The sequence below is a fragment of the Spiroplasma poulsonii genome (assembly GCF_009866525.1).
Lineage (GTDB): Bacteria > Bacillota_I > Bacilli_A > Mycoplasmatales > Mycoplasmataceae > Spiroplasma > Spiroplasma poulsonii.
In genome coordinates, this window is the sequence record NZ_CM020866.1 from 1486251 (window position 1) to 1513224 (window position 26974).

Annotated in this window: 29 protein-coding genes, 1 tRNA gene and 3 pseudogenes; 6 read left to right on the forward strand and 27 right to left on the reverse strand. The window is 29.5% G+C overall.

The window, feature by feature from the left end:
• Positions 1-30: 30 nt before the first annotated feature.
• Positions 31-115, forward strand: a tRNA-Leu gene (locus MSROBK_RS08455).
• Positions 116-156: 41 nt separating this feature from the next.
• On the opposite strand, the gene MSROBK_RS08460 is transcribed toward MSROBK_RS08455, so the two are convergent.
• The 7 genes and pseudogenes from MSROBK_RS08460 to MSROBK_RS08490 all read right to left on the reverse strand — a co-directional run bounded on the left by MSROBK_RS08460 (position 157) and on the right by MSROBK_RS08490 (position 7410).
• Positions 157-765, reverse strand: coding sequence for a thiamine diphosphokinase (locus MSROBK_RS08460; RefSeq protein WP_040093988.1), 609 nt, complete (start codon positions 763-765; stop codon positions 157-159).
• Entirely contained in the window at positions 752-1432 is a 681-nt protein-coding gene (gene rpe, locus MSROBK_RS08465; RefSeq protein ID WP_040093990.1) for a ribulose-phosphate 3-epimerase, read from the reverse strand. Before rpe ends, MSROBK_RS08460 begins: the two co-directional genes overlap by 14 nt.
• Positions 1433-1444: 12 nt before the next feature.
• On the reverse strand, positions 1445-2314 hold the full coding sequence (gene rsgA, locus MSROBK_RS08470) for a ribosome small subunit-dependent GTPase A (RefSeq protein ID WP_040093992.1): 870 nt from the start codon (positions 2312-2314) through the stop codon (positions 1445-1447).
• Positions 2315-2320: 6 nt separating this feature from the next.
• Positions 2321-3334, reverse strand: a complete 1014-nt coding sequence (locus tag MSROBK_RS08475) for a serine/threonine protein kinase (protein ID WP_040093994.1) — start codon at positions 3332-3334, stop codon at positions 2321-2323.
• 81 nt (positions 3335-3415) lie between these two features.
• Positions 3416-4177, reverse strand: a complete 762-nt coding sequence (locus MSROBK_RS08480; RefSeq protein WP_040093996.1) for a PP2C family protein-serine/threonine phosphatase — start codon at positions 4175-4177, stop codon at positions 3416-3418.
• Positions 4178-4179: 2 nt separating this feature from the next.
• Positions 4180-5216, reverse strand: a pseudogene (gene rlmN, locus MSROBK_RS12400) (dual-specificity RNA methyltransferase RlmN).
• Between the two features lie 103 nt (positions 5217-5319).
• Positions 5320-7410: a PTS transporter subunit EIIC gene (locus tag MSROBK_RS08490; protein WP_052443532.1), complete on the reverse strand. Its 2091-nt coding sequence runs from the start codon at positions 7408-7410 to the stop codon at positions 5320-5322.
• A gap of 534 nt (positions 7411-7944) precedes the next feature.
• On the opposite strand from MSROBK_RS08490, the gene MSROBK_RS08500 reads away from it, so the two are divergent.
• On the forward strand, positions 7945-8787 hold the full coding sequence (locus MSROBK_RS08500) for a MurR/RpiR family transcriptional regulator (RefSeq protein ID WP_040094001.1): 843 nt from the start codon (positions 7945-7947) through the stop codon (positions 8785-8787).
• Between the two features lie 6 nt (positions 8788-8793).
• Here the strand turns inward: MSROBK_RS08500 and MSROBK_RS11810 are convergent, their stop codons facing one another.
• The 3 genes from MSROBK_RS11810 to MSROBK_RS08510 all read right to left on the reverse strand — a co-directional run bounded on the left by MSROBK_RS11810 (position 8794) and on the right by MSROBK_RS08510 (position 10760).
• A complete protein-coding gene (locus MSROBK_RS11810) occupies positions 8794-8976 on the reverse strand; it encodes a hypothetical protein (protein ID WP_227991219.1) in 183 nt (60 codons plus the stop codon).
• A 36-nt stretch (positions 8977-9012) separates the two neighbouring features.
• A complete protein-coding gene (locus MSROBK_RS08505) occupies positions 9013-9507 on the reverse strand; it encodes an ATP-binding cassette domain-containing protein (protein WP_227991221.1) in 495 nt (164 codons plus the stop codon).
• 329 nt (positions 9508-9836) lie between these two features.
• On the reverse strand, positions 9837-10760 hold the full coding sequence (locus MSROBK_RS08510; RefSeq protein WP_040094004.1) for a 1-phosphofructokinase: 924 nt from the start codon (positions 10758-10760) through the stop codon (positions 9837-9839).
• Here MSROBK_RS08510 and MSROBK_RS08515 point away from each other — a divergent pair.
• Positions 10666-10869 carry a hypothetical protein gene (locus MSROBK_RS08515; protein WP_133165076.1) on the forward strand — a complete coding sequence of 68 codons (204 nt, stop codon included), beginning with the start codon at positions 10666-10668 and terminating at the stop codon, positions 10867-10869. The two genes, MSROBK_RS08510 and MSROBK_RS08515, sit on opposite strands and share 95 nt — an antisense overlap.
• An 85-nt stretch (positions 10870-10954) precedes the next feature.
• Here the strand turns inward: MSROBK_RS08515 and MSROBK_RS14095 are convergent, their stop codons facing one another.
• From MSROBK_RS14095 to MSROBK_RS14105, 11 genes and pseudogenes are all read right to left on the reverse strand, one after another.
• Entirely contained in the window at positions 10955-11353 is a 399-nt protein-coding gene (locus MSROBK_RS14095) for a transposase family protein (protein ID WP_242441474.1), read from the reverse strand.
• Positions 11338-11790: an IS5 family transposase gene (locus MSROBK_RS14100; protein WP_040092446.1), complete on the reverse strand. Its 453-nt coding sequence runs from the start codon at positions 11788-11790 to the stop codon at positions 11338-11340. The genes MSROBK_RS14095 and MSROBK_RS14100 overlap by 16 nt, the downstream gene beginning before the upstream one ends.
• Before the next feature lie 211 nt (positions 11791-12001).
• Positions 12002-13069 (reverse strand): fructose-specific PTS transporter subunit EIIC, encoded by a 1068-nt coding sequence (locus MSROBK_RS11815; protein WP_227991222.1) that lies wholly within the window; start codon positions 13067-13069, stop codon positions 12002-12004.
• A 137-nt stretch (positions 13070-13206) separates the two neighbouring features.
• Complete coding sequence (locus MSROBK_RS11820; protein ID WP_227991568.1) at positions 13207-13779, reverse strand: fructose PTS transporter subunit IIB; 573 nt, start codon at positions 13777-13779, stop codon at positions 13207-13209.
• Positions 13780-13991: 212 nt separating this feature from the next.
• Complete coding sequence (locus MSROBK_RS08530; protein WP_227991223.1) at positions 13992-14693, reverse strand: DeoR/GlpR family DNA-binding transcription regulator; 702 nt, start codon at positions 14691-14693, stop codon at positions 13992-13994.
• 73 nt (positions 14694-14766) lie between these two features.
• Positions 14767-16623: a translation initiation factor IF-2 gene (infB, locus tag MSROBK_RS08535; RefSeq protein WP_040094008.1), complete on the reverse strand. Its 1857-nt coding sequence runs from the start codon at positions 16621-16623 to the stop codon at positions 14767-14769.
• 17 nt (positions 16624-16640) lie between these two features.
• Positions 16641-16952, reverse strand: coding sequence for a L7Ae/L30e/S12e/Gadd45 family ribosomal protein (locus tag MSROBK_RS08540; RefSeq protein ID WP_052443533.1), 312 nt, complete (start codon positions 16950-16952; stop codon positions 16641-16643).
• Between the two features lie 2 nt (positions 16953-16954).
• Complete coding sequence (gene rnpM / locus MSROBK_RS08545) at positions 16955-17230, reverse strand: RNase P modulator RnpM (protein WP_040094010.1); 276 nt, start codon at positions 17228-17230, stop codon at positions 16955-16957.
• Between the two features lie 19 nt (positions 17231-17249).
• Entirely contained in the window at positions 17250-18668 is a 1419-nt protein-coding gene (gene nusA / locus MSROBK_RS08550) for a transcription termination factor NusA (RefSeq protein ID WP_040094013.1), read from the reverse strand.
• 18 nt (positions 18669-18686) lie between these two features.
• Positions 18687-19169, reverse strand: coding sequence for an LSm family protein (locus tag MSROBK_RS08555; RefSeq protein WP_040094015.1), 483 nt, complete (start codon positions 19167-19169; stop codon positions 18687-18689).
• A 413-nt stretch (positions 19170-19582) separates the two neighbouring features.
• Positions 19583-19687: pseudogene (locus MSROBK_RS14105) on the reverse strand (IS30 family transposase); the annotation flags it as partial.
• Positions 19688-19760: 73 nt separating this feature from the next.
• Between MSROBK_RS14105 and MSROBK_RS08560 the strand changes: the two are divergent.
• The 3 genes from MSROBK_RS08560 (at position 19761) to MSROBK_RS08570 (ending at position 20848) form a co-directional block, all read left to right on the forward strand.
• Positions 19761-20036 carry an IS3 family transposase gene (locus tag MSROBK_RS08560; protein ID WP_040094017.1) on the forward strand — a complete coding sequence of 92 codons (276 nt, stop codon included), beginning with the start codon at positions 19761-19763 and terminating at the stop codon, positions 20034-20036.
• Positions 20037-20122: 86 nt separating this feature from the next.
• On the forward strand, positions 20123-20329 hold the full coding sequence (locus MSROBK_RS08565) for an IS3 family transposase (RefSeq protein WP_084218027.1): 207 nt from the start codon (positions 20123-20125) through the stop codon (positions 20327-20329).
• A 33-nt stretch (positions 20330-20362) separates the two neighbouring features.
• On the forward strand, positions 20363-20848 hold the full coding sequence (locus tag MSROBK_RS08570; RefSeq protein WP_084218039.1) for an IS3 family transposase: 486 nt from the start codon (positions 20363-20365) through the stop codon (positions 20846-20848).
• A gap of 161 nt (positions 20849-21009) precedes the next feature.
• Here the strand turns inward: MSROBK_RS08570 and MSROBK_RS08575 are convergent.
• The 6 genes and pseudogenes from MSROBK_RS08575 to MSROBK_RS08600 all read right to left on the reverse strand — a co-directional run.
• Positions 21010-21453: pseudogene (locus MSROBK_RS08575) on the reverse strand (transposase family protein); the annotation flags it as partial.
• Positions 21454-21565: 112 nt separating this feature from the next.
• Positions 21566-23362 carry a hypothetical protein gene (locus MSROBK_RS08580; RefSeq protein WP_040094019.1) on the reverse strand — a complete coding sequence of 599 codons (1797 nt, stop codon included), beginning with the start codon at positions 23360-23362 and terminating at the stop codon, positions 21566-21568.
• A gap of 3 nt (positions 23363-23365) precedes the next feature.
• Positions 23366-24757 (reverse strand): hypothetical protein, encoded by a 1392-nt coding sequence (locus tag MSROBK_RS08585; protein WP_040094021.1) that lies wholly within the window; start codon positions 24755-24757, stop codon positions 23366-23368.
• Positions 24750-25028: a hypothetical protein gene (locus tag MSROBK_RS08590; RefSeq protein WP_040092467.1), complete on the reverse strand. Its 279-nt coding sequence runs from the start codon at positions 25026-25028 to the stop codon at positions 24750-24752. The genes MSROBK_RS08585 and MSROBK_RS08590 overlap by 8 nt, the downstream gene beginning before the upstream one ends.
• Entirely contained in the window at positions 25028-26488 is a 1461-nt protein-coding gene (locus tag MSROBK_RS08595; RefSeq protein WP_040094023.1) for a PBSX family phage terminase large subunit, read from the reverse strand. The genes MSROBK_RS08590 and MSROBK_RS08595 overlap by 1 nt, the downstream gene beginning before the upstream one ends.
• The gene (locus MSROBK_RS08600) at positions 26481-26879 is read right to left on the reverse strand and encodes a hypothetical protein (protein ID WP_040092461.1); all 399 of its coding nucleotides are present in this window, start codon (positions 26877-26879) and stop codon (positions 26481-26483) included. Before MSROBK_RS08600 ends, MSROBK_RS08595 begins: the two co-directional genes overlap by 8 nt.
• Between the last annotated feature and the right edge of the window lie 95 nt (positions 26880-26974).

Genomic DNA, 26974 nt, shown 5'->3' on the forward strand with positions numbered 1-26974 from the left:
AATACGATAAAATTAAACTGGTATCTAAATGCCCATGTGGCGGAATTGGCAGACGCAGTAGACTCAAAATCTACCGAAGAAATTCGTATCGGTTCAAGCCCGATCATGGGTACCAATTTTAAAACAAAAAAATAATCGGTAATATTTACCGATTTTTTATTTACTATAAATTGCAACAACTTGTCCGGATAAAACATTAACATTACCAGTGGCACTAACAAATTCATTGCTAATTGCATTAGCAGATAAGCCAACTAATGGTAAATCCTCAACATTATATTTTAAATTAGTAATTGTTACCGCCGCTGTTTGTAACGCAAATAATGAAAAATAACGATATTCTGGTTTTCTAATAACCTCATTCATTCCCGGTTGCAATAAATAAGCATAAGTATGATCATTAATAAAAATAACATTATAACGATAAATAAAGTTAAGACAACTTAATTGCATATCAAAACGATGACCTTGGGCAATTAAAATAATTTCAATTGGTTGGAGCTTTAATGCTTCTTGAATCGCAATTTCACCATCAATATAATCTTTAACTTGCGAAATTTCTAACACTACTTTGGCCTTGCTAGTAATAAGTGCTAATTCATCATCTTGTAAACTGTCTTGATCACAACACACTAAATCAATCTGATTAAAAGTTCTAATTAAATCTAAGCATCCCCGTTCAACGCCAATTTTGTAATAATCGTGGTATTGGTTTAAATCTAAGTTCGTTTCTGAACAAACAATTAACACTTTAGTTGGTTTCATTAGCTAATAATCCTTGTAAACGTTCCGCTAAATCAGGGTGGTCAAATAAATAACTTCCCGCTACTAAGACATCAACCCCATAGTTCTTACAAATTAATCCTGTTTGTTCATTAATCCCCCCATCAACTTCAATTAAAGTTGGATACTGATGCTGATCAAGATATCCTCGTAACTCTTTAATTTTCTTTGCTGCCGCAGGAAGAAACTTTTGCCCCCCAAAACCAGGTTCAACAGTCATAATTAATACTAAATCTAATTGCGCAAGATATGGTAAAACTACTATTAATGGTGTTGCTGGCTTAAGCGCTAATCCTATTTTTATTTTCAATTTTGTTCGTAATGCTAAAAATTCTGTTAGTTGTTCTGGGGTCAAAGCTTCATAATGTAAGGTGATTGATGAAGCCCCAGCTTTAACAAAGGGAACTAAATAACTTTCAACACTCCTATTTTTAATCTTAACCATTAAATGACAGTCAAGATGTAAATTACTTTCACTTCTAATATCTGCTAAAATTTTTGGTCCAAACGTTAGGTTCGGAACAAAATCCCCATCCATTACATCAAAATGAATTCATTCCGCTCCCGCTCTTGTAATGGCTGTTAAATCATCTTTTAAAGCTAAATAATTAGCACTTAAAACACTCGGAGCAACAAAATATTTTTTCATTATAACCTCTTTCTATTGTTCTTGCATAATTCGCACATAATCATTGTAAAAAAAGAGTGGAATTACTTTATCTTGGACTAATGCTTTTATTTTACAATGTGGTTCATGTAAGTGCAAACAAGTTCGAAACTTGCATTCATTGGCATACTGGGCAAAAAGATTATATGCTCTTGCTAATGATGCTTTTTGATAATCTCTTAAATCAAAAGTTGAAAAACCAGGCGTATCAGCAATCATTCCATCTAACAATTCATATAAAGCACTCGTTGTTGTTGTATGTTTTCCTCGCCCTAATGCTTTTGAAATTTCTTGGGTTTTAATAACCTCATCTTGTAATAATGTATTTAATGTTGATGATTTACCACTCCCTGTTTGACCAGTAAAAACCGAAATTTTATTTTGAAAAATTTGTTCAAATTGTTGTCAAGTTGCTTTATCATCAATTTTATTACTAATAAAATAAACTTCATAGCCTAACTGGGAATACCAATTAAAATATTTTTGATAAAGCTCATCAGTTGTTATTAAGTCTTTTTTTGTAAAAACAATCACTGGTTTTATCTCTTTATATTCAATAAACGCTAAATATTTATTTAATAAATATGAATTAAAGGTTGGTTCAACCATTGCTGTAATAATAATAACTTGATCAACATTGGCAATTCGTGGGCGGTATAACTCATTTTTACGCGGCGCAATTTGATAAATAATTCCTTGCTTGTCATCTTGTTTTTCAAACTGAACATAGTCACCAACAACCGGATTAATTTCTTGGTGCCGAAAAATTCCTTTTGCTTTACAAACATAAATTTGGTGATCCTTATTATTTTTAACATAACAGAACTCACTAATAATTTGAACAATCATTCCTGTTTGATGCATATAATTTTACCTCGGTAATAACAAGCAAAGGCATATCATTGCTGTTAAAAAAGCAACAATTAGAAAAATTAATCAAAAAACAACCTTAATTTGTAAAAACCACGGATAAGAATAATAACGATTATGAACTTTCCCACGTTTACCTTTAACTTCAAGGTAATTACGTAATTTTAATGGTTTATCATATTGATGCTCAGAATTTTCAACAGCTTGCAAACTAGCGTTAAATTCAGCAACCGTTTGAAACCGTTCGGTCGGGTCTTTAGCAATTGCCTTTAAAATTACATTTTCTAAACTTTGTGGTAACGCGGGGTTAATCGACCGAGGACGTAATGGTAATTCTTTGACATGTTTAACTGCCACAAAAGTTGGGTTTTTACCAACAAAGGGGGCCATTCCAACTGCTAATTCATACAACATAATTCCTAACGCATAAATATCGCTTCGCCGGCTCGCTGGTCTAGACTGGACAATTTCGGGAGCCATATATTTTGATGTTCCAATAATTTTACCTGATTCTAAATCTTCACTGTTTTCTAAAATTGCCACCCCAAAATCAGAAACTTTAATTTTGCCATCATATGAAATTAAGATGTTTTCTGGTTTAATATCACGGTGAATAATATCATTTTGGTGCGCTTCAGTAATTGCTAAATTAATTTCATCAAAAAAATATAACAGCTCTTTCACAGTACAAGGTCCTAGCGTTAACAACCGATCTTTTAAAGTATAACCTTTTACTAGTTCTAACACTAAACAATTACGATCATAAGCTTCAAAAGACCCATAAACCTTAACAACATTTTTATGTGAAAATTGAGCAATAGAATTATATTCCTTATTAAAACGATCAACAGCTTCCTTATTTTTTGATAACGATAAAGTCATAATTTTAATTGCAACATATCGTTTTAATAACGTATCATATCCTTCAAAAACTTCAGCCATTCCCCCGTCGGCAATTTTAGCTAAAATCTGATAACGATTATATAACATAGTTCCAACTGTAATTTGTTCCATCTTCCGCACCCTTATTTTGAATTATCTTCAACTTGTAAACATAATAACATAAAAACGAACAGAAGAAAAAAATAACAGAGTTTAATCTGTTATTTCAAAAATAATCCCAGTTAAATTATCCGTTGATAAATTTTCTAAGGCGCGGTCAATTAAAATTTTAACTTTATCATTTAATTTATTTGCTGATTTTAAACTATCAATAATATCACTTTCATCAACATAATCATGAATCCCATCTGTTGTTAATAAATACTGTCCTTTAATATCTTCAATAACATATGTATCAATCTTTAAGGTTTTTGTTGGTCCTAAAGCACTTGTTAAAACTTTTCAAAAAGTATGCATGTTATACTGTTTTTTATATTGTCCTTGAAACTCTAGTTCTTGCTTTTCACGATATTCAGTTGAATTTTCCATATTTTGATCTGTTGTAATTTGATAAATTTTATCATAATGTAATTTATACAACCGGGAATCACCAATGTTAATAACATATACTTTTTCATTTGCAATAAGAGCTGCTACAACAGTTGTCCCCATATCACTTGTATCAGGATAAATTTGAGCATAAGCAACCATTTCTTCTTGAATTGATAAGATTGTTTGGCGAAATCATTTATTAATTTCTTCATCTGTTAAATTATTAAAATTTGTTCGTTTAAAATGAGCAACTAAACTATCAACAGCCATTTTACTAGCCACTTCTCCGTGTTGATGACCTCCCATTCCATCGCAAACAATCGCAATATAATTATTAAAGCTGTTGTTTGCAAAATCAAAGTAGTCTTGATTACTACTCCGGTAAGCCCCAATATCTGTCTTGTATCCAAAGCGTATTTGCATAATTATTTTCTAATAATCCCTTCATTTTTGGCACGTAACTGCCCACAAGCAGCATCAATATCGTGCCCAAATTCACGACGAACAATACAATTAATTTTTTGCTGTTGTAATGTTTCAAAAAACTGGTTAATTTTAGTACTCCGTTGATAACCATTTTCAGCAACAGTATTGTAGGGAATTAAATTAACATAAGCATTCATTCCCCGAATTAATTTTGCTAATTCTAAGGCTGTTTCACGACTATCATTAACATCTTCAATTAAAATATATTCAAATGTAACCCGACGATTAGTTTGTTCAATATAATATCGAACAACATCCATTAATTTTTCAACCGGATATGCTTTATTAATTGGCATCAATTGATTTCGAATTGTATTATTTGGCGCATGTAATGAAATTGCTAAGTTTACTTGTGTTTTTAAATCAGCAAATTGTATAATTTTCGGAATTAAACCACAAGTTGAAATTGTAATATGACGCACCCCAATTTGATAACCTTTTGAATCATTAATAATGTTAACGAAATTAATAACATTTTCAAAGTTATCTAATGGCTCACCAATCCCCATTACAACAATGTGACTAACACGTTCTCCTGTTGCTGCTAAATAACGATTAACCATCATTACTTGTTGAACAATTTCCGCTGTTGATAAATTTCGGGTTTTTTTAATAAGCCTGAAGCACAAAAGGTACAGGCCATATTACAGCCAACTTGGGTGGTAACACAAACCGAATTACCATAACTTTGTGGCATTAATACCGTTTCAATTTTATAACCATCCGCTAATTCAAATAAAAATTTAACGGTGCCATCTTTTGATTGCTGCTGCACCGCAATTTTTAACGGTTCAATTGTATAATGTTCTTGTAATTTGATGCGATCTGGCTTTGAAATATTTGTCATTTCATCAAAAGAATATATGTTTTTAACATATATTCAATCAAAGATTTGCTCTGCTAAATATTTTTTAAAACCATGAGCCACTAAATCTGATTGTAGTTCCTGTTTTGGATATTCAAAAATTGATGTCATTATGTTCCACTCCACTTTTATATAATATAATTTTATCATAAAATTGGATTTGATAAAATAGACAAAAAAAACATTAATTAAAATTATTAATGTTTTTTAAAATTTATTTAGTTTTTGGACTTTGTCCATTTGGAATTGCTGCTGCTTGTTCCTTTCGCATTGCCGCTAATAATTCGCGCATATATGGTTTAATAACTTCTTGTTCACCACCATAGACAATTTGCACTGACTTACCACGAACAATCATCCCGGTACTTCCCCCTAAGGATTTAATCCCGTTCTGATCAACAACGCTACTATCAACAACTGTCACTCGTAAGCGTGACGCACATGAATCAACAGCAGTAATATTATTTGGTCCACCTAAAAATTCAATAATTTTGCGGGCTTTTTCACGTTTGGCCGCATCGCCTTTCGCTGGCACAGCACTAGCTTCACTACCACCTTGTTTTGCCTTAAAATCAGCTTTTGTGTATAGTTTTGCACTACCATCACGACCATGAATGCCAACTTTTCCGTATTTAATACAGAAGTAAAAGGCCGCAAAGTAAATTGCAATATATGGGATTACAACAACTAAAATTCAGTAGAAGTTTGTTCCTTTACCACCAACAAATGGAATGATTCCAAAGACAATAAAGTCAATAAATCCTCCTGACACCGTCATCGAAGTATGAACATGTAATAATCCCATTAACATAAATGAAATTGCACATAATGGCATATGAACCCCATAGAATAATCACGGTGCAACAAATAAGAAGGTAAATTCAATTGGTTCTGTAATTCCTGTTAAGAAACAAGTAAAGGCTGCTGAAAAGTAAATCCCCATCACTTGTTTACGATTTTGTTTTGGAACACTAAACCACATTGCCGCCGCGGCAGCTGGTAATCCAAACATCATAAATGGGAATTTTCCAGATTGGAATCGGCCAAGATTTAAGCCCATATGTTCTACCATTGTAAAGGTAATCTTTGGATCAGCAATAATTTTATACATAATCGTTTGATCTCCAACTGCTGAAATTGTTGAAGCATTTAATGATGATACTCAACTGTTAACAGCAACGATTGCATCAGCAGCACTAATTTTTGCCACATCAACACTAGCATCAATATAACCAGCAGCTTGTAGATCTTTTAAGAAAGCCATATAACTTAACGGGTCTTTCAAAACATTAGCAATTAAATCAGCCATACTCCCCCCCGCTTGTGTTCACCATAATGGTGAATAAAAAACGTGGTGTAGACCAAATGGTACTAATGAACGTTCAAAAATTTCAAAAATTAACGAATCTAACCCAACAGGTAATTTTCCGGAGTTATTTCCAAATCAAGCTAAGCCTGTTCCAATTAAAGGTCAAATAATCATAAAAATAAATGCTAACGGAATTACCGCTAAAAACATAATAATTGGCACTAATTTAGTTCCACTAAAAAAACTAAGTGCTGAAGGTAATTGTGTTTTATGAAAACGATTAAAGGAAAATGCTGCAATCGCCCCCACAAAAATCCCACCAAAAACACCGGCGTTTAATGAATTAACCCCTAAATTAGTAGTTAATAATTTACTTTGTACCGCTCAAGTTTGACCAGTATAAAATAACAAATTAAACTGATCACTTACTCGTGCTGAGCTAACAATCACAATTTTTGCATTTGGATTATCAAATAATCGTTGATAAATCTCACTATTACGCATATAATTTAATAACTCATCAGCCGTCAATAAGGTTGGACTGGCTGATTTTAAACCATCAACCGTTAATCCTTTAATTGGATTAGCAACCCCCTCAATATCAACAACATATTGAATGTGGGCAAATGCTTCGTTTAATAATGACAACTGAATGGCATTAAAAACTAAAAACCCAACAACCGATGTTAAAGCTGCAACCCCGGCATCTTCTGTATAAGCCATTGCCACTGAAATACAGAATAAAACTGGTAAATTACCAAAAGCAATATCCCCCATTTTATTTAAAAAATTACCAAAATATCATGCTGCTGAAGCGGGGTCAACTTTTGATGAAATTGTTGCTCCAACTCCTAAGAAAATTCCGGCAATCGGTAACAATGCAATCGGTAACAAGAACGCTTTACTTAATTTGCTCAGCGTTGCCATTGTCCTCTGATTTGACTGTTTTCATCATGCTCGTGAGACAAATGGCTTAAGTTTTGCTTGTTCACTCATTTTTAACTTTCTCCTTTTAAAATAATTTCTAAAATAATATTACTTTCTATAAAACTAATAAGAAAAAGCCCGATATTCCAATAACATAGCAAAAAAATGCTCCGTATAAAGCAATATTCCGCTTAATATAAGTCCACAAATCTAATTCTGTATTATTTTTAGCATAATAATCGCCACTATTTGCTAATCGCCTTTTTTGGATAATTCAAACAATTAATAATATTGTTCCAATAATCATACCAAAAAGTACAATTGCCAAATATGTAATATTCTGTGGTGATAAACTTAAAATCATTTTGGATATGTTACTCTTTTCTACTAAAATAATTTTATCATAACCAGACTTGTCCATAGAATTTTTATTATTTTATATTTTTATTATAGAATATTTTTCTTTAAAAATTTATAATTTATATATTTTAATTAAACTTGCAAATCATTTTCTACTTTATAATTTATCTAATATGTTGTAAAATAGAAATAGTTGATATTATGAAAATAATTTTCATGGCAATCATAAAGAAAGGAGTTTCTATGTTATCCTTATTAACATATGATAAAACTAACTTAACCGATACTGAACTATCAGTAATTGAACAAATTATTAAAAATCCTTTATTGTTTACTAGTAAAACCATCTCTGAATTAGCCAAGGCTTATTATGTTAGTGAATCAACTATTACACGGATGGCAAAACATTTAGGTTTTAGAAATATCAAAGAATTGCAAATGCATATTTATGAACGATTAAATTTTTTAAACAAAAATTATGAAACTAATGAAACCATGAATTTAAAAGATATTGCTAACAATATGCGTGTCTATTATTCTTATAGTATTCATGAAACAATCGACAATATTGACTTAGACGCTTTAGATCGTCTAATCAATGATATTGTTATCAAAAAGCGAATTTTTGCTTTTGGTATTGGCAGTTCCTTCCTCGCCTGTCGTGTTTTACATAGTAACTTAAATATGATTGGATACAACTGTTTTACAACAGAAAATATTCATTCTTTAATGGTGACAATGCAAAACGTCGATGAGGATGATTTAATTATCATTTTTAGTAAATCAGGAAAAACCAACGAAATTATTAATGTTATTAATTTAGCAAATAAACTTGGGATTAATGTAGCACTTATTACTAACAATCATAATGCTGACCAATTGTATAAAATTAAACATAAAATTCTCTTTGAAGTTCATACCAAAGAAAATGAGCGTTTTCCCGCTTTATCTTCTAAAATTGTGCAAATTTTAATCTCGGATATTATTTTTCGAAGCTTATTAAAAATTCATCCAAATTTAGAAGAAAAAATCAAGGCGGCAAACGCAATTACTGAGGAGTACAACAAAGGCGCAATAAAAAAATAAAAACTCTTAATTTAAAGAGTTTTTATTTTGCTCAATTTCAAACATTTCTTTTGTATAATTAAAAACACTGCCATATTTTTTAACAACTTTTGTAACTGGTAAATCGGCTTTAATTTCACCAGCAGCTAAATAAATGATGCGATCACAAAACCATTCAATTTCTTCCATATTATGTGAAACTAAAACCATTGCTCACTGGTTAGTAATAATGTTTTGTTCTAAAAACTAAAAAATAACTTCTTTAACGGCAATATCTAACCCCGTTGAAACTTCATCTAAAATTACTAATTGGGGTTGGTGGATAACGGATAATAAAATATTTAATCGTTGTTGTTGACCACCCGGTAATTTAGCAATATTCTTTTTCATTACAGTTGTTAATTGATAAGTTTTTAATAGCTCTTTAATTTCACTGGCGGTTAGATTTAATTTAAAAGTATCACAGTAATATTTAATCATATCCAATTGTGTTAACCTCGGCGGATACTGTGAGTTTTGAAATTGGATTCCAATTGTTACCTCTTGATGATAAATAATTTCACCACTACTAGGTTTTCTTACCCCAGCAATAATCTCACTTAAGGTTGTTTTTCCACTTCCATTAGCACCAATTAAGCCAATTTTTTCATGTTGGTGAATTGTAAAATTAATATCTTTTAAAACATATTTTTGATGATATTTTTTACTGACCGCCTTTACTTCTAAAATAACTTCTGCCATAATTTTTTCCTTTAACAATTGTAATTAAACTCTTTTTTATTCTACCATTAAATCTTAGCGAAGCTTATTTTTAGGACAATTTATAATTTATAAAGAAAAAAATAGCAATTTACCAAACTTTACCACTTTTATAAAAAAATAATTAAATAATTGCCTATCACAAAAAAAGACAATATAATTAAGATGGGAAAAATAGTTTTTCCCAAACTGTCTGCCAATTTTTTGGTACACTGATTGATAGAATTGTAAGTACAATAAGTAACGTAACATAGTCATAGCGATATATACATAAAATAAAAAAAATGATATTTTAAAAAATATCATTTTTTTTATTTAAAAATTGTAATTGTAATTTGTGGTTTTAAACTTTCAACCAATTCACGAGAAGCAATCCCCGGACTAAAAGCAGTTGCTGAACCCGCACAAATTCCCATTAACAATGCCGCTTGATAATCCTTTGTTGCTAAATAAGTACCAACAAAACCAGCAACCATTGAATCACCAGTTCCAACTGAATTAACTAACTGTCCTGTTGCTGTATTTGCTAAGTAAACATCATGTTTTGTTATTAAAATACTCCCATCTTTGCCACTACTAATTAAAACATTTTGCGCACCTTGCGCACGAAGCTTTTGGCCTAGTGCAACAATTGCTGTTACTTGCTTAAAGTCGTAATTTGTTCCAAACAATTCATTTAATTCCGCTAAATTTGGTTTAATTAAAAATGGTTTTGTTGCTAAAGTTGATAATAATGCATCTTTTGTTGCATCAACAACAAATGAGATTTGATGGTCATAACAATAAGTACTAATGATTTGATAAAGATTATGATCACAATGCTGTGGTAATGAACCAGAAATAATTAAACAATCATTTTTTGTTACTTTTGCTTTAATTAAGGTTAAAATTGTGGTAACATCGGCATCTGTTATTGCAAAAGCAACCCCATTTAATTCTGTTTCTTGCTTAGTTTCTAAACTTTTAATTTTCATATTCGTACGGGTTTTACCACTAACTTCATGAAAATAAGTCGGCACTTGTTGCTCTGTTAAATAATGTTCAAACATTTCCTTGTTATCACGACCCAAAAATCCTAACGCCGTTGTTGGATAACCTAAGTGTTGTAACATAACAGCAACATTAATTCCTTTACCACCAATGACATCATATTCCCCAACTGCTTTATTTGTTTCGCCTAACTGAAAATTAGGAACTTCAATAATTTTTATAGTTGTTCCTGTTTTCTTTACGATTGCTTCATATATTACAACATTTTTATATATTAGACTTCTTGCATTACTTGTTAAAAAATTGCAAATATTTGTAAAAAAGATACTAATAGAAAAATATAATTTTAATTAATTATGTTTTTTATTTAAAAATTTAATATTTTTCCACAACGAAAAATTAATTTATTATTTAAATTATTTAATTTTAAATAAATATTTTATGTTAAATATAATAATTGTAAATTATAAATTGAGGCAATTAAATTAAATCTTAAACCAAATCTTTTTCTTCGATTACGATATTTTTCTGTAATAATTTTAAATTTTTTAAGAATAGCAAAAATATTTTCAATAATAATTCTCATTTTTGAAACTAGTCTATTATATTGCTTTTGTTCTTTGTTTAAAGGGTTTTTCTTTGTTTTCTTTGTAGGTATTAGAACATTATTGTGATTTTTTTGTATTCCTTGATAACCACTATCAACTATTAATTTGGTATTTTTTAAAATTGGGATTTTTGATTCTTTAAATAAAGCATAATCATGTTTTTTTCCGAGCGAAAAACTTGTTGCAATAATTTTTTTGGTTTCTTGTTCGATAATTACTTGTGTTTTGATCGTGTGTTTTTTCTTTTTACCAGAATAAGATTGTTTTTGTCTTTTTTTGGGCGTTGGATTGGAGTTTCGGTAGCATCAATAATAATAGTTTTATCATTAAAATAATCATTTATTAGTGCTTTTTTACCAGCAAGTTGTTGAAAATCAGAGTTTTTAATTAAAATATCTTCAATTCACTTAATATTACGATAACAATTAGCCTCACTAATATCAAAACTTTTACCAAGATGAAAATAAGTCTGATATTCTCTTCAATATAATAAAGTCATCAATAATCTATTTTCTAATGATAATTTATTAGTTTTACCACCTTTTTTAAATTTTTCTATTTCAGCAACTTTTAAAATATCTAACATTTTATTAAAAGTGGATTTTTTTATTCCTGTTAATCTTAACCATTCTCTATCATTAAGAGTATTAAATTTATTATTGTTCATATTTTTATGTCCTCATAAATTATATTTTATAATAATATTTTAATAAAAAGGGGTATCGCAAGAAGTCTATTATAAAAACCCAAATTATTGGGTTTCTACTAATAAATTTAACTTGCTAACGTAATTTTTTTCGCTTTTAAGGCATGCATTCTTCAAAAACCAAGAAGTAAAGCACTAATAAAGCTACCAATAATTAAGGCAACAACAGAAATTAAAACTGCCACCCCAATTGAAGCACCATGGTTACTAATTGTAAACCAGTTTTTACCATTGTCTTGAATTTGTAATAACGGAAAGACAAAGAGAGTCCACCGTGCGGTGCTGCTAAAGTTACTCCAAACCCACTCACAATTGCCCCAGAAACAGCACTTCCAACCATAATTGATGGAATTGTTCGTTTTGGATCTGATGCAGCAAATGGAATAGCGCCTTCTGTAATAAAGCAAGCTGCTAAGAATCAGTTGGTATTTCCTTGTTCGACATCTTTTTTAGTTCAATATTTTTTAAACATTCTCGTACATAATGCTAATGCTAATGGTGGTACCATTCCTGTTAACATTGCGGCGGCCATAAAGACGGTTCCCCCATTGGTTGAACGAATTCCGGCATAAACATTTTGGGTTGCATCAATTGTTAGTGTCCCAAAGACATAAGCGGCTTTATTAATTGGTCATACCATATCGGCGGCCATCATTAACCCAATAATGATTCCAATTAAAGCACTTAAATTATAATCCGCAATTGCTTTTAACCCTTCTCCTAGGCCATAGTTTAAGTAACCTAAGGGAATATTAAGGCCAAACATTAAAACACCAGCTGCTAATGCGGTTAATACGGGAATTAAAACAATGTCACGAACCCCCCGTACTGATGGATGAAAACGAGCAAATCCTTTTTGGCACCCATAAACAACAAAGGCAACAAGATATCCTCCAATTAAGGCCCCAAAAAATCCCGAATTAAAGTTAGAGATTGAATCGGGGAATAAACGCCCCCATGTGTTAGCTCATCCTGTTTTAGTTGAACTATCATATAACATTCCTGGCGCATTTGCAATTAACCCCGCGGTCATCCCTGGTAATAATCCTTGGGGACCAACAATCGAGTAACAAACATAAGCCCCCAAAATTGGGACCATCATCCCAAAAATAACTTTTCCTAAACCCGAAAATCAAGCGGCAATATCTCGGGTTATTCCAAAATTACCCCCAGTATTACCCGAATCTAATAGAAATCAAATTCCTAAAATAATTCCCCCGGCAACAACAAAGGGTAACATTCGCGATACCCCCCCAGCAGGTTTTTAGTAACATCTTTGAATTTTTTTAAACTTAATTCTCCAACTTCATCAGCGCCACTTTTACTAACTTTTCCAACAGTTAAGCGTTTTCCAACAAGAGCATCATTTATAACCTCTTAACCATGATAAATAACATCTTTTGTACTTGTTTCCAAATATGAAACACCATTCATTCGGTCCATCCCAGTAATTTTTTTATCAATGCAAAGGATAACTGCTTTTGCGTTTGCAATATCCGTGGCGGTTAAAACATTTTCATTACCACCACGGCCTTGAGTCTCCACTTTAATTGTTAACCCCATTGCTTTTGCTGCTTCTTCCATTTTTTCTTTTGCCATAAAAGTATGCGCAATTCCGGTTGGACAAGCTGTAATCCCAACAACATCATAATAACCATTAGAATTTGGTTCTGTTTTATTTTCTGCTGCTGGTTCAACAAAAGCGGCAATAATATCAGCAAAACTTTTTGCAGCCCGAATTTTAACAACAACTTCAATTTTTCCTAAAAAACTAGCAAGCTGCGCTAGTGCTTGTAAATGTTGTTCGCCCCCTTTTTCTGGGGTTGTAATCATAAAAATAACATCGACTGGTTTTTGATCTAAGCTTTGTCAATTAACCGCCTTTTTAAGGGTCATAATTGCAATTGCTGGTTTTGTAACACTACTACTTGAACAATGGGGAATTGCTAAAACATCACCAACTCCGGTTGGACCTTATGTTTCACGTTTTTCTAACGCATTAATTAATTGTCCTTTATCAGTGACAATTTTACTATTTTCTAACGCTCCTGCTAAGGGTTTCAAAAACCGCCGTTTGATCCTTAACTGCCGTTTTTAAGAAGGTTGTTGTTTTGGTAAAATAATCAATTATCTTCATAATTATTGCTACTGCTTCCTTTCTCTTAATTTGTAATAATTTCAACTTCTGACTGTGAAGCAAATTTTACTGATGATTTGGCGTTAAATTTTGACTTGTCAGCTAGAACATAACTTTTGCTTACACATTTAATAACCTCCGCTTTAATCATTGCTTTTTCAGGATCAGTTGTATATAAATTCGCACCGCTAATCCCATTAACCCCTAAGAAAGCACAATCAAGGTGATACTTTTGCAAGGTGCTAACTGCTTCTCATCCAATTAAAGCCCCTGTTTGGTGCTTATACTTACCACCTAAAACATAAACATTATTAAACCCTGCTAAGGCTAGTAATTTGACATGAAAAATGGAATTTGTAATAATAACTAAGTCATCATCTGGTCGCATTAACTTAATTAACGCTAATGTTGATGAACCAGCATCTAAATAAAGCCACATTTTTGGTTTGATTTTTTTAACTGCTTGTTGCGCAATTAAATATTTTGCTTCAGCATGGTGCTGAATCTTTTCGTTTAATTGTTCTTCTAACCGAAATTCACGGACTTTTTGCAGTTTAACCCCACCATGAACACGCTTTAATAACCCTTGTTGTTCCATTTCTGTTAAATCCCGACATAAGGTTGTCGGTGATAACTGTAATTTTGTAATTAAATCATTAACAAGTACTAAGTGTTGTTCATCTAAACAAGCTAAAATTTTTTCTCATCGTTGTTCTTTTAACATCATCTCACCATCCTTATTATAAATCCTTTGTAACCAAAAACAACCAAAAATAACATAAAACAACCCAAAAAAACTGCTACTTAGTAACAGCTTTCTCAATATATGCTTCAATCACATCTTGTTCTTTTAAATCATTATAATTCTTAATTGTTAACCCACATTCAGCACCAACTTTTGCTTCTTTAATATCATCTTTAACATATTTTAATGAGGCTAATTCACCATCATAAACAATAACCCCATCACGTAAAATACGTACTCGTGATTTACGTGGAATTACTCCATCTGTGACATGACAACCAGCAATTGTCCCAATATCAGAATGATGGAAGATTTGACGAACTTCTGCTTGCCCTAAGACTTCTTCAACCATTTCAGGATCTAACATTCCTTCAGCTGCGGCAATAATTTCTTCGGTTAACTTATAAATGATGGTATGCAAACGAATTTCCACTCCTTCATCTTCGACTTTTTTACGCACATGCGAAGTTGGACGAACATTAAAACCAACAATAAAGGCTTGACTTGCTAATCCTAAAGTAACATCACTTTCGGAAATCGCCCCAACAGTTGCTCGTAAAACATTAATTTTAACTCCCACAATATTAATTTTTTGTAAACTTGATTTAACTGCTTCAACTGTTCCTTGGGTGTCTGCTTTTAAAATAATATTAATTTGTTTTAATTGTCCATCTTTAATTTGTTCAGATAAACTTTCCAACGAAAAAACTTGATTTTTATAACGCTTATTAATAGTAACCGTTGCTTTTCGTTTTAAGGCAATTTCACGGGCTAATTTTTCATCACGAAAGACCATAAAACGATCTCCCGCATTGGGAACCTCATTTAAGCCATAAATAATAACGGGTGTTGAAGGTTCCGCTGTCTTAATTTTTTTGCCACTTTCATCAGATAAATCACGAACATACCCAAAAGTACATCCTGCTACTAAAGCATCTTTAATATTTAAGGTTCCTGATTGAACTAATAAAGTTGCAACTGGTCCTAACCCACGATCTAAATGCGATTCAATAACAGTTCCTAAGGCAAAACGATTTGGATTAGCTTTTAATTCCATTAAATCAGCCATTAGTAAAATTGTATCTAATAACTCATCAATCCCTTGGTTTTGTTTTGCACTTCCTTTAACGTAAGAAACTGTTCCCCCCCATTCTTCAGGAGTTAAATCTTCTTGTGATAATTGCATCATAACATTATCTAAGTTTGCTCCGACTTTGTCAATTTTATTAATAAAAACAATAATCGGCACTCCCGCTGCTTTGGCATGATCAATGGCTTCTTTCGTTTGTAACATTACACCATCATCAGCAGCAACGACTAAAACAACAATATCTGTTACCGCACTTCCACGAGCTCGCATTTGGGTAAAAGCTTCATGGCCCGGGGTATCAACAAAAGTAATTTTTTCATTATTTTTAGTCTTAATTTGATAAGCGCCAATGTGTTGGGTGATTCCCCCATGTTCAGTACTAACAACGTTCGTATTACGAATTGTATCTAATAACGTTGTTTTCCCATGATCAACATGCCCCATAATTGTTACAATTGGGGGTCGTTTTTCTAATGATGTATCATCATCATTAACTTCAAAACTCTCAATTAAGTTTTCGTGTGTTACTGATTTTTCACGTTTAAAATCTAACCCAAACTCTAAACATAATTCCCCTAATTGGTCTTCATTTAAATAAGTATTTTGATTTAACATAATCCCTTTTGCAAAAAAGTACTTAATAATTTCACTAACGGGTTTACTAATTTTTTCCGCAAATTCAGCAATTGTTAATGTTTCGGCATAAACAAAAACCCCCTCATTAATATGCGCTTCAACTGTTTTTAATTGTGATTGAATTCGATGACGCTGATTTTTTGCTAATGATTTTTTATTTGACTTGTTATTTTTTTGATTATTCATCTGTCCCTCCTCCTTTTTTATTCTTCCTGATTTGTTAATAAAGTAAGTAAACTTTGTGCAAGATGACGATCACTAATCCCCAGGGTTTTAACATTATCGGTTCCTAATGCTTGCTGAGTTAATGTTGGTTCAAGACATTTAAAATAAGGGATATGATAATAAAAACATTTTTGTTCATATTTTTTTGCTTGGGTTGCTCCCCCATCAATACTATTTAACACCAAAAAAATTTTTTGTTGTTTAATTGCTGTTAATAAAAGTGCTCCTGTTACTAGTTTTCCGGCCTTTTTTGCTAAACCTAGATAACTATAACCTTTCTGCTGTAACATTTTTAATCTCACCCTTCGTTAATTTCATGATATAACATATCATAAAACTCGTCAGTTAACTTTACTTTTAAAGCACACTCTAATGCGTGATTTTTTTTTGCTTTTTCATAAATCTCTAACGTTGGTCGCAAATAGGCCCCCCGTCCATTTGCTTTTCCCGTTGGATCAATGATGATTTCCCCAGTTGGCGTTTTCACAATCCGTACCAATTCTTTTTTTGGTAACATTTGTTGTGAAACAACACATTTTCGCAATGGCGTTTGTTTCTGGTTTACCATTTGTATCCCTCCTAATTAATTATTTATCTTGATTATAATAATCATCGTAATCATCATAATTAATTTCTTCATCCTCATCTTGACTTTCTAATTGTTCATTTTCAAAATAAGAAATGTTTTTTTCAATTTCTTGAATTTCTTCGGCTAACACTTCTGGCGCAGCTTCCGATAAATCATCAACTTGATATTCTTCTTCATTAAGAATCATTGTTTCTTCGGCCATTTGTTCTTCAATAATTTCAAATTCTTCAACTGGTAAATTTACTGTCATTTCAACCGTTGGGACTGAGGTGTTTGTTAAGTATTTTCCTTTAATTTTATCTTTTAACTTAACTTGTAAAGCAGTCAATTCTTCACTTGTTAAATTTCCATTTCATAAAATTTCAATTTGGTTTGTTAACGCTTCGCTATAACTCATAATGTTTAGTTTTCATTTTGTTAACTTCGCTACTAATTTAGCCGCACTCCCACCTTTTCCAATTGCTAATGACAATTGTTCATCAGGAACGACAACATCAGCTTCTTTGCCCCCATCATTAGTTGTAATTGAAATTACTTTAACTGGTGATAAGGAATTAATGATAAATTGTTGACTATTGTCATCATAAATACAAATATCAATTTTTTCATCTTGTAATTCAGCAGTGACTTTATTAATTCGACTACCCCTACTTCCGACACAAGCGCCAATGGGATCAATGTTTTCATTCGTACTATAAACAGCAATTTTACTACGGCGACCAGGGTCACGAGCAATTGCTTTGACTTCAATTACCTGTTCAAAAATTTCAGGAATTTCACGTTCTAGTAAACTATATAAGAAATCATTACTTGTTCGTGAACCAGTAATTTGCCCGGCATTTTTTGATTTAACAATATCTTCCGCTAAAAAAGTAATTTGTTGTCCAACTTCATAATTGTCAGAAAAAATTAAATTGCGACGAGAAATGTAGGCAAATGTTCGTTCAACTTCAACTAATAAATATTTTTCTTCTGCCGCAATAACAATTCCTGTCATCAAATGTCCTTTTTGCGCAATATATTCATCAAAAATTGAATCTTTTTCGGCTTCTTTAATTTGTTGTTTAATAATTTGACCAACTTGAAAAATTGCTAACCGTGAGAATTCTTCTGAATTAACTGGTTCATAAACTTTATCATCAACGGTAATTTGCTCACCATATTTTGTTTTTGCTTCCTTTAAACCAATTTCTAACAAATCATCTTCAACTTTTTTAACAACTGCTAATTCTTTTTCAACTTTGATTTGACCTGTCTTTTGATCAATATCAACAATAATTGTTGCTTCTGGATCAAAATGTTTTTCATAAGCCTTTTTAATTCCTTCTTTAATTGATTCCAAAATTAAATTGCGACTAATTTGTTTTTCATTAACAATTTCATCAATTGCTACTAATAGTTTTGCACCATCAATCATACTATAATATATCCTTTCTTAAAATTTAACTGCACAACGCGCCAATTTAATGTTTTGATAAGTTGTTTGTAAGGTTTTGCGAGCCCCTTTTACAAAATAAGTAACCGTTATTGTTTGTTTTTCATCAACTGCTGTTAATTCACCACTAACTGCTGTTAAATTATTAACTTTCTCAATAAATTCAAAATAAACATAACGCTTAACTTGTTGTTGCACTTCACCCCAATTTCGTAATGGTCGCTCAGCACCTGGTGTTGAGACTTCTAACAAGTATTCTTCTACAAACAAATGAAGTTCATCAACTAAATGATTAATTTCTTCACTAATAATTGTTAACCGATCTAAATCAAGCACTGTTGTTTGATCTTCAATTAATATTTGCACAACATTAGTTCCAAAATCTTGTAAGTAATTAATTGCAAATAATGTTAAATTTTGTTTTAATAAATAATTTTCCAAAGCTGTTTTTAACTGTGCTTGCTGTTTAGTAAATTCTGCCATGCAACACCATCCTTTCTTAAACTATCATAATTAAAATTGTTGGCATTAAAGAAAGAGCACAATTGTGCTCTTTCTTCTCCTTTTTTAATTACACAATCATTATAATACTTTATTAATAAAAATGCAAATATTTATAAGAAAAAGATAGAATAAAATATTTAATTAAATGCAAAAAATCATTAAATTTAATAATTGTAATAAAAATAAAAGAATATGAATAAGAATTTTAAATCTCAGTATTTAATTTGCTAAACTATTTATAATGTAAAGTAAAGATGCAAGTAGGACAATTAGCCCTTATTAATTTGATAATATATCTTTTATTAAAAAATGCAACTATTTTTTTAAATTATGTAGTTATTTCAGCACCACAAAAAATGATTTTTGTTAAAAATCTAAAATTAATAATTTAATTACTGAATATTTTGTAAAAATACCTCTTTGGAGGATAATCAGCCCAAACTCGGTCGTGGTTTCTCATTAATAATTTTCATAACTTTATTAATTTCTTTTTTGGATGGGTTAAGATAAATTGGACAACAATAATGTGGAGTAAGGATTATAATTAAATTAATAAATGGAGGTGTAATTATGGCAAAGAATCATTATATCGATGAATTTAAACAACAAATTGTTAGTCTTTATAAAACAGGTAAAACAGCAAAACAATTGTCCAGTGACTATCAGGTCGGTAAATCAACAGTTTGAAAATGAATTCATGAATTCAATAATTCTGGTTCATTTAAAGCAAAAGATAATCGAAGCCCAGAAGAAAATGAACTAATTCATCTAAGAAAAGAAATTAAACAATTACGAATGGAAAATGATATTTTAAAGCAAGCCACACTGATAATAGGCAAAAAATAGTAATTATTAAAAACAACAAAGAAAAATATGCAATTACTAATTTATGCAAAACACTAAAAGTTCCTAGATCAACGTTTTATTATCAATTGAAATCAAATAATCCTAAATCAAACCATACTATTGATAATGCTGTTATCAGTATTTTCTTAAAAAGTCGTAAAAATTATGGCACAAGAAAAATTAAAGTTATGTTAGCACAACAAAATATTTTATTATCACGAATAAAAATTAGTAAAATAATGCAAAGATATAACTTAATTTCCAATTATACAAAACTTAAATATAAACATTAAAGTAACAAAAACGCTACATACAAATATCATAATTTGTTAAATCAAGAATTTAATAATTATAAACTACATGAAGTTGTTGTCAGTAATTTAACACAAGTTGCTATCAATAGCAAATGATATTATGTGTGCTTTCTAATTGATTTATTTAATCGTGAAGTTATTGGTTATGATGTTAGTTTTCATAAAGATGCCAAATTAGTTGAAAATACTTTTAAAAAGCTTAGTTTTTCTTTAGATAATATTAAAATATTTCATACTGATCAAGGCAGCGAATTTAATAACAATATCATTTACAATCTTTTAGCTAAAAACAATGTTGCAAAATCTTATAGTAAACCAGGCAGTCCTTATGATAATGCTGTTTCTGAATCAACCTATAAAATTTTAAAAACAGAATTAATTAAAAACAGAAAATTTAAAAATATTGAACAATTTAAATTAGAATTATTTGACTATGTTAATTGATACAATAATGTACGAATTCACAGCAAATTAAATTATTTAACACCAATTGAATAGACTTCTTGCATTACTTGTTAAAAAATTGCAAATATTTGTAAAAAAGATACTAATAGAAAAATATAATTTTAATTAATTATGTTTTTTATTTAAAAATTTAATATTTTTCCACAACGAAAAATTAATTTATTATTTAAATTATTTAATTTTAAATAAATATTTTATGTTAAATATAATAATTGTAAATTATAAATTGAGGCAATTAAATTAAATCTTAAACCAAATCTTTTTCTTCGATTACGATATTTTTCTGTAATAATTTTAAATTTTTTAAGAATAGCAAAAATATTTTCAATAATAATTCTCATTTTTGAAACTAGTCTATTATATTGCTTTTGTTCTTTGTTTAAAGGGTTTTTCTTTGTTTTCTTTGTAGGTATTAGAACATTATTGTGATTTTTTTGTATTCCTTGATAACCACTATCAACTATTAATTTGGTATTTTTTAAAATTGGGATTTTTGATTCTTTAAATAAAGCATAATCATGTTTTTTTCCGAGCGAAAAACTTGTTGCAATAATTTTTTTGGTTTCTTGTTCGATAATTACTTGTGTTTTGATCGTGTGTTTTTTCTTTTTACCAGAATAAGATTGTTTTTGTCTTTTTTTGGGCGTTGGATTGGAGTTTCGGTAGCATCAATAATAATAGTTTTATCATTAAAATAATCATTTATTAGTGCTTTTTTACCAGCAAGTTGTTGAAAATCAGAGTTTTTAATTAAAATATCTTCAATTCACTTAATATTACGATAACAATTAGCCTCACTAATATCAAAACTTTTACCAAGATGAAAATAAGTCTGATATTCTCGTCAATATAATAAATACCAAATGAAATAAAGTTTAAGAATTTACCAACTCCTCCTGGTATCGTAAAAGGATTAAATACTAATTTTTGTGTATAGTTTAAAGGCAATACTGTAATTTGGCGATTAATAAAATTATTCATATTTAAAATATCTCATATATTACATGCACCCATTTTATTATATTCAATCTGAACTTGACCAACAGTATTACCAAATTCATCTTTTCTTCTAAAATATGATGACGCTTGTGTACTAATAATATTATCAACATTACCACTATTTACTTTTACTTTATTTGGTGGTGTTATTTTTCAACTTTTAGACCAATAAAATTTAGAATCATTATCTTCTTTATGAATATTTATACCAACAGTAGAATTAGATGCTGATGTTGTTGCAGGATCAGTTATTACAATACCTTCACTATTTTTTTGATTTCAAAAGTTGTATCTACTTTCCATATCTTTTTTTCAATCTTCATAACCCGTTATCATTGTTGGTTGTATCCCTTGAACATTATATCAACTTACTTCGGGTGATGAATAAGTATTGATTTTATCAGGAGGAGCAGGATACATATTATACATTAATAAATCACGGGAATTCATAACTTTTTTATTAAATTGACCTTTAATAATTGGTCGACCAATAACAGGCATATCAAAAAAGATCGGATTTCCATAAAATTTAACTGCCATTGCTCTAACCCCGGGGTCTTTTAATAAAACCTCATCTAATTCAACAATACCTTTATTTAGTTTTTCATCATAAGTTATTTTAGGAAAACAATAACCCTCACCTGGGGCACTTGTTTGAATAAATTGCCGCACTGATAAACCACTATTACTAATTTTGTCATTAATACTTGAAAAAGTAATTTCTTGTCATAAGAAACTGCCATCATAAGGTGAATAATAATTAATAACATTTGATGGATATAATCATTGTCTATCTTGGGGAGCAGAATTAATATCACCACCACCAATATTTAATCCACGGTCATTAAATACAGTATAAAAATTATAATAATCATTAATATTTAATTTATCAGCATCTTCATCTAAAATTAATAAAGTATATTGTCTTTCAGTTGATTGCTGAGTAAATACTTGCTCAAATTTGGCTTCACCAAATTGAATTGAACTTCTATCATCAATCATATAAGCATCTCAATATTTACCAACCCTAACTTCTTTTGTATAAAAATTATCAGCTCTATTATCATTATTCATAAAATAACTTAATTTATATTGATTTAAGTATTCTAACATTTTATTAACATCATAAATGTTTTCACCATCAATTAATTTTCAATAATAATTAATATTTTCACCTTTTAATTTTATCGCAAAAGGTGTTTCATTATTGGTTCATATTGTTGAGTCAACTGGTTGTTTATTAAAATCATCAATTGTTAAGATATTAATTTCTTCACCTTTATATTTTTGTACTATTTTTAAACTATCTTGTCATTGTGCAATAGTACTTTCCATATTATCAAATATGCGCGAATAACTACCATAATCACTAGGCTTTGCATTATTAGGTTTTCACCCAGTTTCTGTATCAGGGATATATGAACTATAAACATTAAAAGGAAATACCATTCAATGGCGATTATCTTTTATGTTTTCTCTGATATCTATTAAAGTATCGTGGGCTTGTCTTCTTAATTCTTCCATAACACGGGGGTTAATTCTACTCATTTTTTAATTCTCCTTAATTTCTGTTCTACCTTGTAAGGCATTTTGATTATTACCAGTTTCATCATATTCCATTAATTTATTATTATGTTCTATTTCTTTGGCTTGCATTTTATCTTGTCATTTTTCTATTTTTTCAAAATATTTAGTTGCTTCTAATTCATCAATATTATCATATTCAGTTATAGCTCTTATGGGTTCCATTGTGCCATTATCTAATCTAGCAGTAATTAATTCATTTTGTCGCATTTGGTCAACTAAACTAGCGCTAATAAAATCAAATCCATAAGGTCTTTCACCATTTCCATCTCATAAACCATAATATTTTAAAACTGTATCAAACATTTTAGTATAGTATTGCTTACGATATGCTTGTAAATATGCTTGTTTTTCTAAATCTTTTGTTTTAGTTAATAATGACTGTGTTTTATTTTGGTCATTATCTGATTTATCACCAAAAGGACTAGAAAAATGACATGCTAAGTATACTTGTTCAATAATTGCTTTTTGGTCTTCTGTATATGTTTCTAAGGTTGGTGTACCTTGTACTACTTGTAAAGATTGGGATAATTGACCATCTACGGCTGATTGACCTGATTGAATAAAAATATCATCAAAAGCGTCTTGTAATACTTTTTTATTGCCTTTGTTATAAGCAGTCATTAAATCATCATCTAACACCCCATATCAATGAGTACGATTTGCTCATCTTTCTTTTGATTTAATATTAAAACTATCTTCTAAATCAAATTGTAATTTATAACAATTCGCCATAGTGGGCCATAGGCTTAATGTTGTTGAAGTTGATAAAAATAATGGATTAGGTTCATTAATCATTTCTCAAAAAGGGACAATACCTAATTTATTTTTAAATTCTTGTATTAATACAGGTCTTACATTATCTTTAATTTCTGTTTTGCTTTGCCCAACAACTACTTCATTATTTTTAGGTCAACCTTTAATAACTATTTTATCTTTGGTACAAATTAAATTTAAAATAAAACCACTATCTGATTGATGATAATTTAATCAAATATCAGCACCTTGTTCAATTTCATTTATTTTACTTACTCGTGATGTAAAGTTAAAAGGGTTAATTCATAAATAAATATTGCCGTCATTAGTCTCTAATAAACCAAAGATAGTTTTACCCATTAAACTTGCTGTTAATTCATTCTTATCTAATTTTTCTTTTATTTTATAAGTTTCATATCATCAATTTAATTTTTCTAAAATGTCTTTACGATGAGACTTAAATAAAATATCTTTACCATTTACTAGTCGCATTTGATGGCGAGCAATAATATTTGCTAAATTAATAGTTCAATCATAATTATAAAATTTTAAAACACTATTAATATCATTTAAGTTTGGTAAACTAGGGAAAGTATTATTCATTGTTATTTTTCTCCTTTAATTTTAAGATAAGTGCATAATTAATAATATTTACTGTTAATAAATTTGGTTCATTTGCTAAAACTTGTACACATACTTTAACTTTTTGATATTTCTTAATATATTCGTTATATAAATTTAATTTACATATTGCGATATTATCTTTTTTTAATTCTTTACAAAGTCTTTTTTTAACTTGTCCACAAACAGACATATAAGGTCTTTTTGCATTTATTACACGCTCATCATGTATTACATAAATATCTTTTTTCATTAAGTTAATCACTCCCTTTGTTGTCATAATTTATAATCTGCTGAACTATTATGTTTAACCATTGGTACTAATTCAAAGTGTAAAGCATAAAAATCACTATCAAATGTATCATCATATAAATCTAACATTCGTTCTTCTCTGGCATCTGGTTTATCTTCTCATTGAATTAATTCATATTGGGTTTTACTTACAGGACATTTTTCTCATAATCATTTTAATTGATTAGTATTAATTAACATTGTAATTGCCTCAATACGATGCTTTATTTTAAACTTCTGCTTTTGTGCTTGTTTAAAATTCATGTATTGACCAAAAGTATAATTATATTTTTCTCTATTTAAACTTTCTAATGTTGCATAGGCACTATCATCAACATTAATTGATATACCTTGCTGAATTAAATGAAAATATTGATTTAATTGATTGTTGTAAAATTCTAAAATATCTTTTACTTGTTCTAATGGTCCTTTAAATTGTTGAGTAGCATTTGAGTGTGTATATTCTGCTACTTTATATGCTTTTTTATCAAATGAATTATATATTCAAAAACTCGCTGCTGTTGTATGTCCTTTGGGACTAGTAGAGTTTGCTAAATCAACACCACCTAATAATTTCGTTGGTTGAATAATATCTGTTGCTTGCATAATATCAATATATCTTGCAAAGATTGAACCACTAGTATTACCGGGCAATCCTCAACTTCATACTCTTGCTCTTTCAATATCTAATTGTTCTAATCTTAATTGTTCATTAACTTTATCTTGTGGTAATTCATAATTAAGTCTTCAACTAGAATAATGAATAATAATCTTCATATTTCATTTTTCAATATATTTAATTTGTTCATATTTACTACGCATTATTTGTTCATCAAAAGGCATTAATTCATTACAATAACCAACAATATATCTTTTTAAACTCTCAGGATTACATGTATTAATTGTTATTTTATTTTTATAACCACGAATAGCAAACTCTAAATCACTTAAATCTTTTTGTTGAAATTGGTCACATTCTTCTCTTCAATCAATAACTAATTTATATTTATTCAAATCAGCAAAAGCTTTTAATTTTTCTTTCCGACTTGGTGAATGTAAACCTTTACAATATATTTTGCTCCCATTTGATAAAGTAAAAGTAAAATTAGATAAATTAATAGTATAAGGAATATTATTTTCATCTAACATATTTCATATATTTTGAAATACACTATCTTTTAAATCTTTACTCCAATACATACTAGCAATGATACAAATTGGTTCTTTAATCAATAAACTAATTTTTAATAATTCACCAAACATTTTAATATTTGAAATAGTTTTACCACTATATCGTGTTCCAATTTGATTAATTTCATTAACTAACTCATATTTCTTAGCAAAGGGATATTTATTACCAACATTACTATTTTGTAATAACCAATAAGGTGTTTCTAACAAATAAGTAAAATGATTAAGCATTATTATCACTTTCTTTTTTAATATCTCTAATATCCGTTTGTAAATTAACAATTATTGGCTGTTGATTATTTAAGTTTAATTCTTGTTCTAACTGTTTTTCTTGCAGTGAATATTTATAATTAAATGCTCGTTGTCAATATAATTTAGCACCATCAGGTGATTTCATCATAAAATTAATTATTTCACTTTCAATTCTATCAACTTGTTTTTCAAGCAAAGGAACTATCTTTTCGCTCGCATAAGTATCATATCTTCACTTGCGAGAAAGATTGAATTCATTGGTTAAATCATTCAAAGTATATGGTTTATTAGGTGATTTATTTTCTCAAAATTGCTCTATTTTACGATAAAAAGTCGCCAAACTTGCTGTTTTTGGATTAAATTCTTTCATTTTTACTCCTTTTATATGGTTAAATATAAGTAGAGAAAAACATGTACAGAAGAACTTGACAGGGTTCTTTTTTTTATTATCTATATTTTACATCA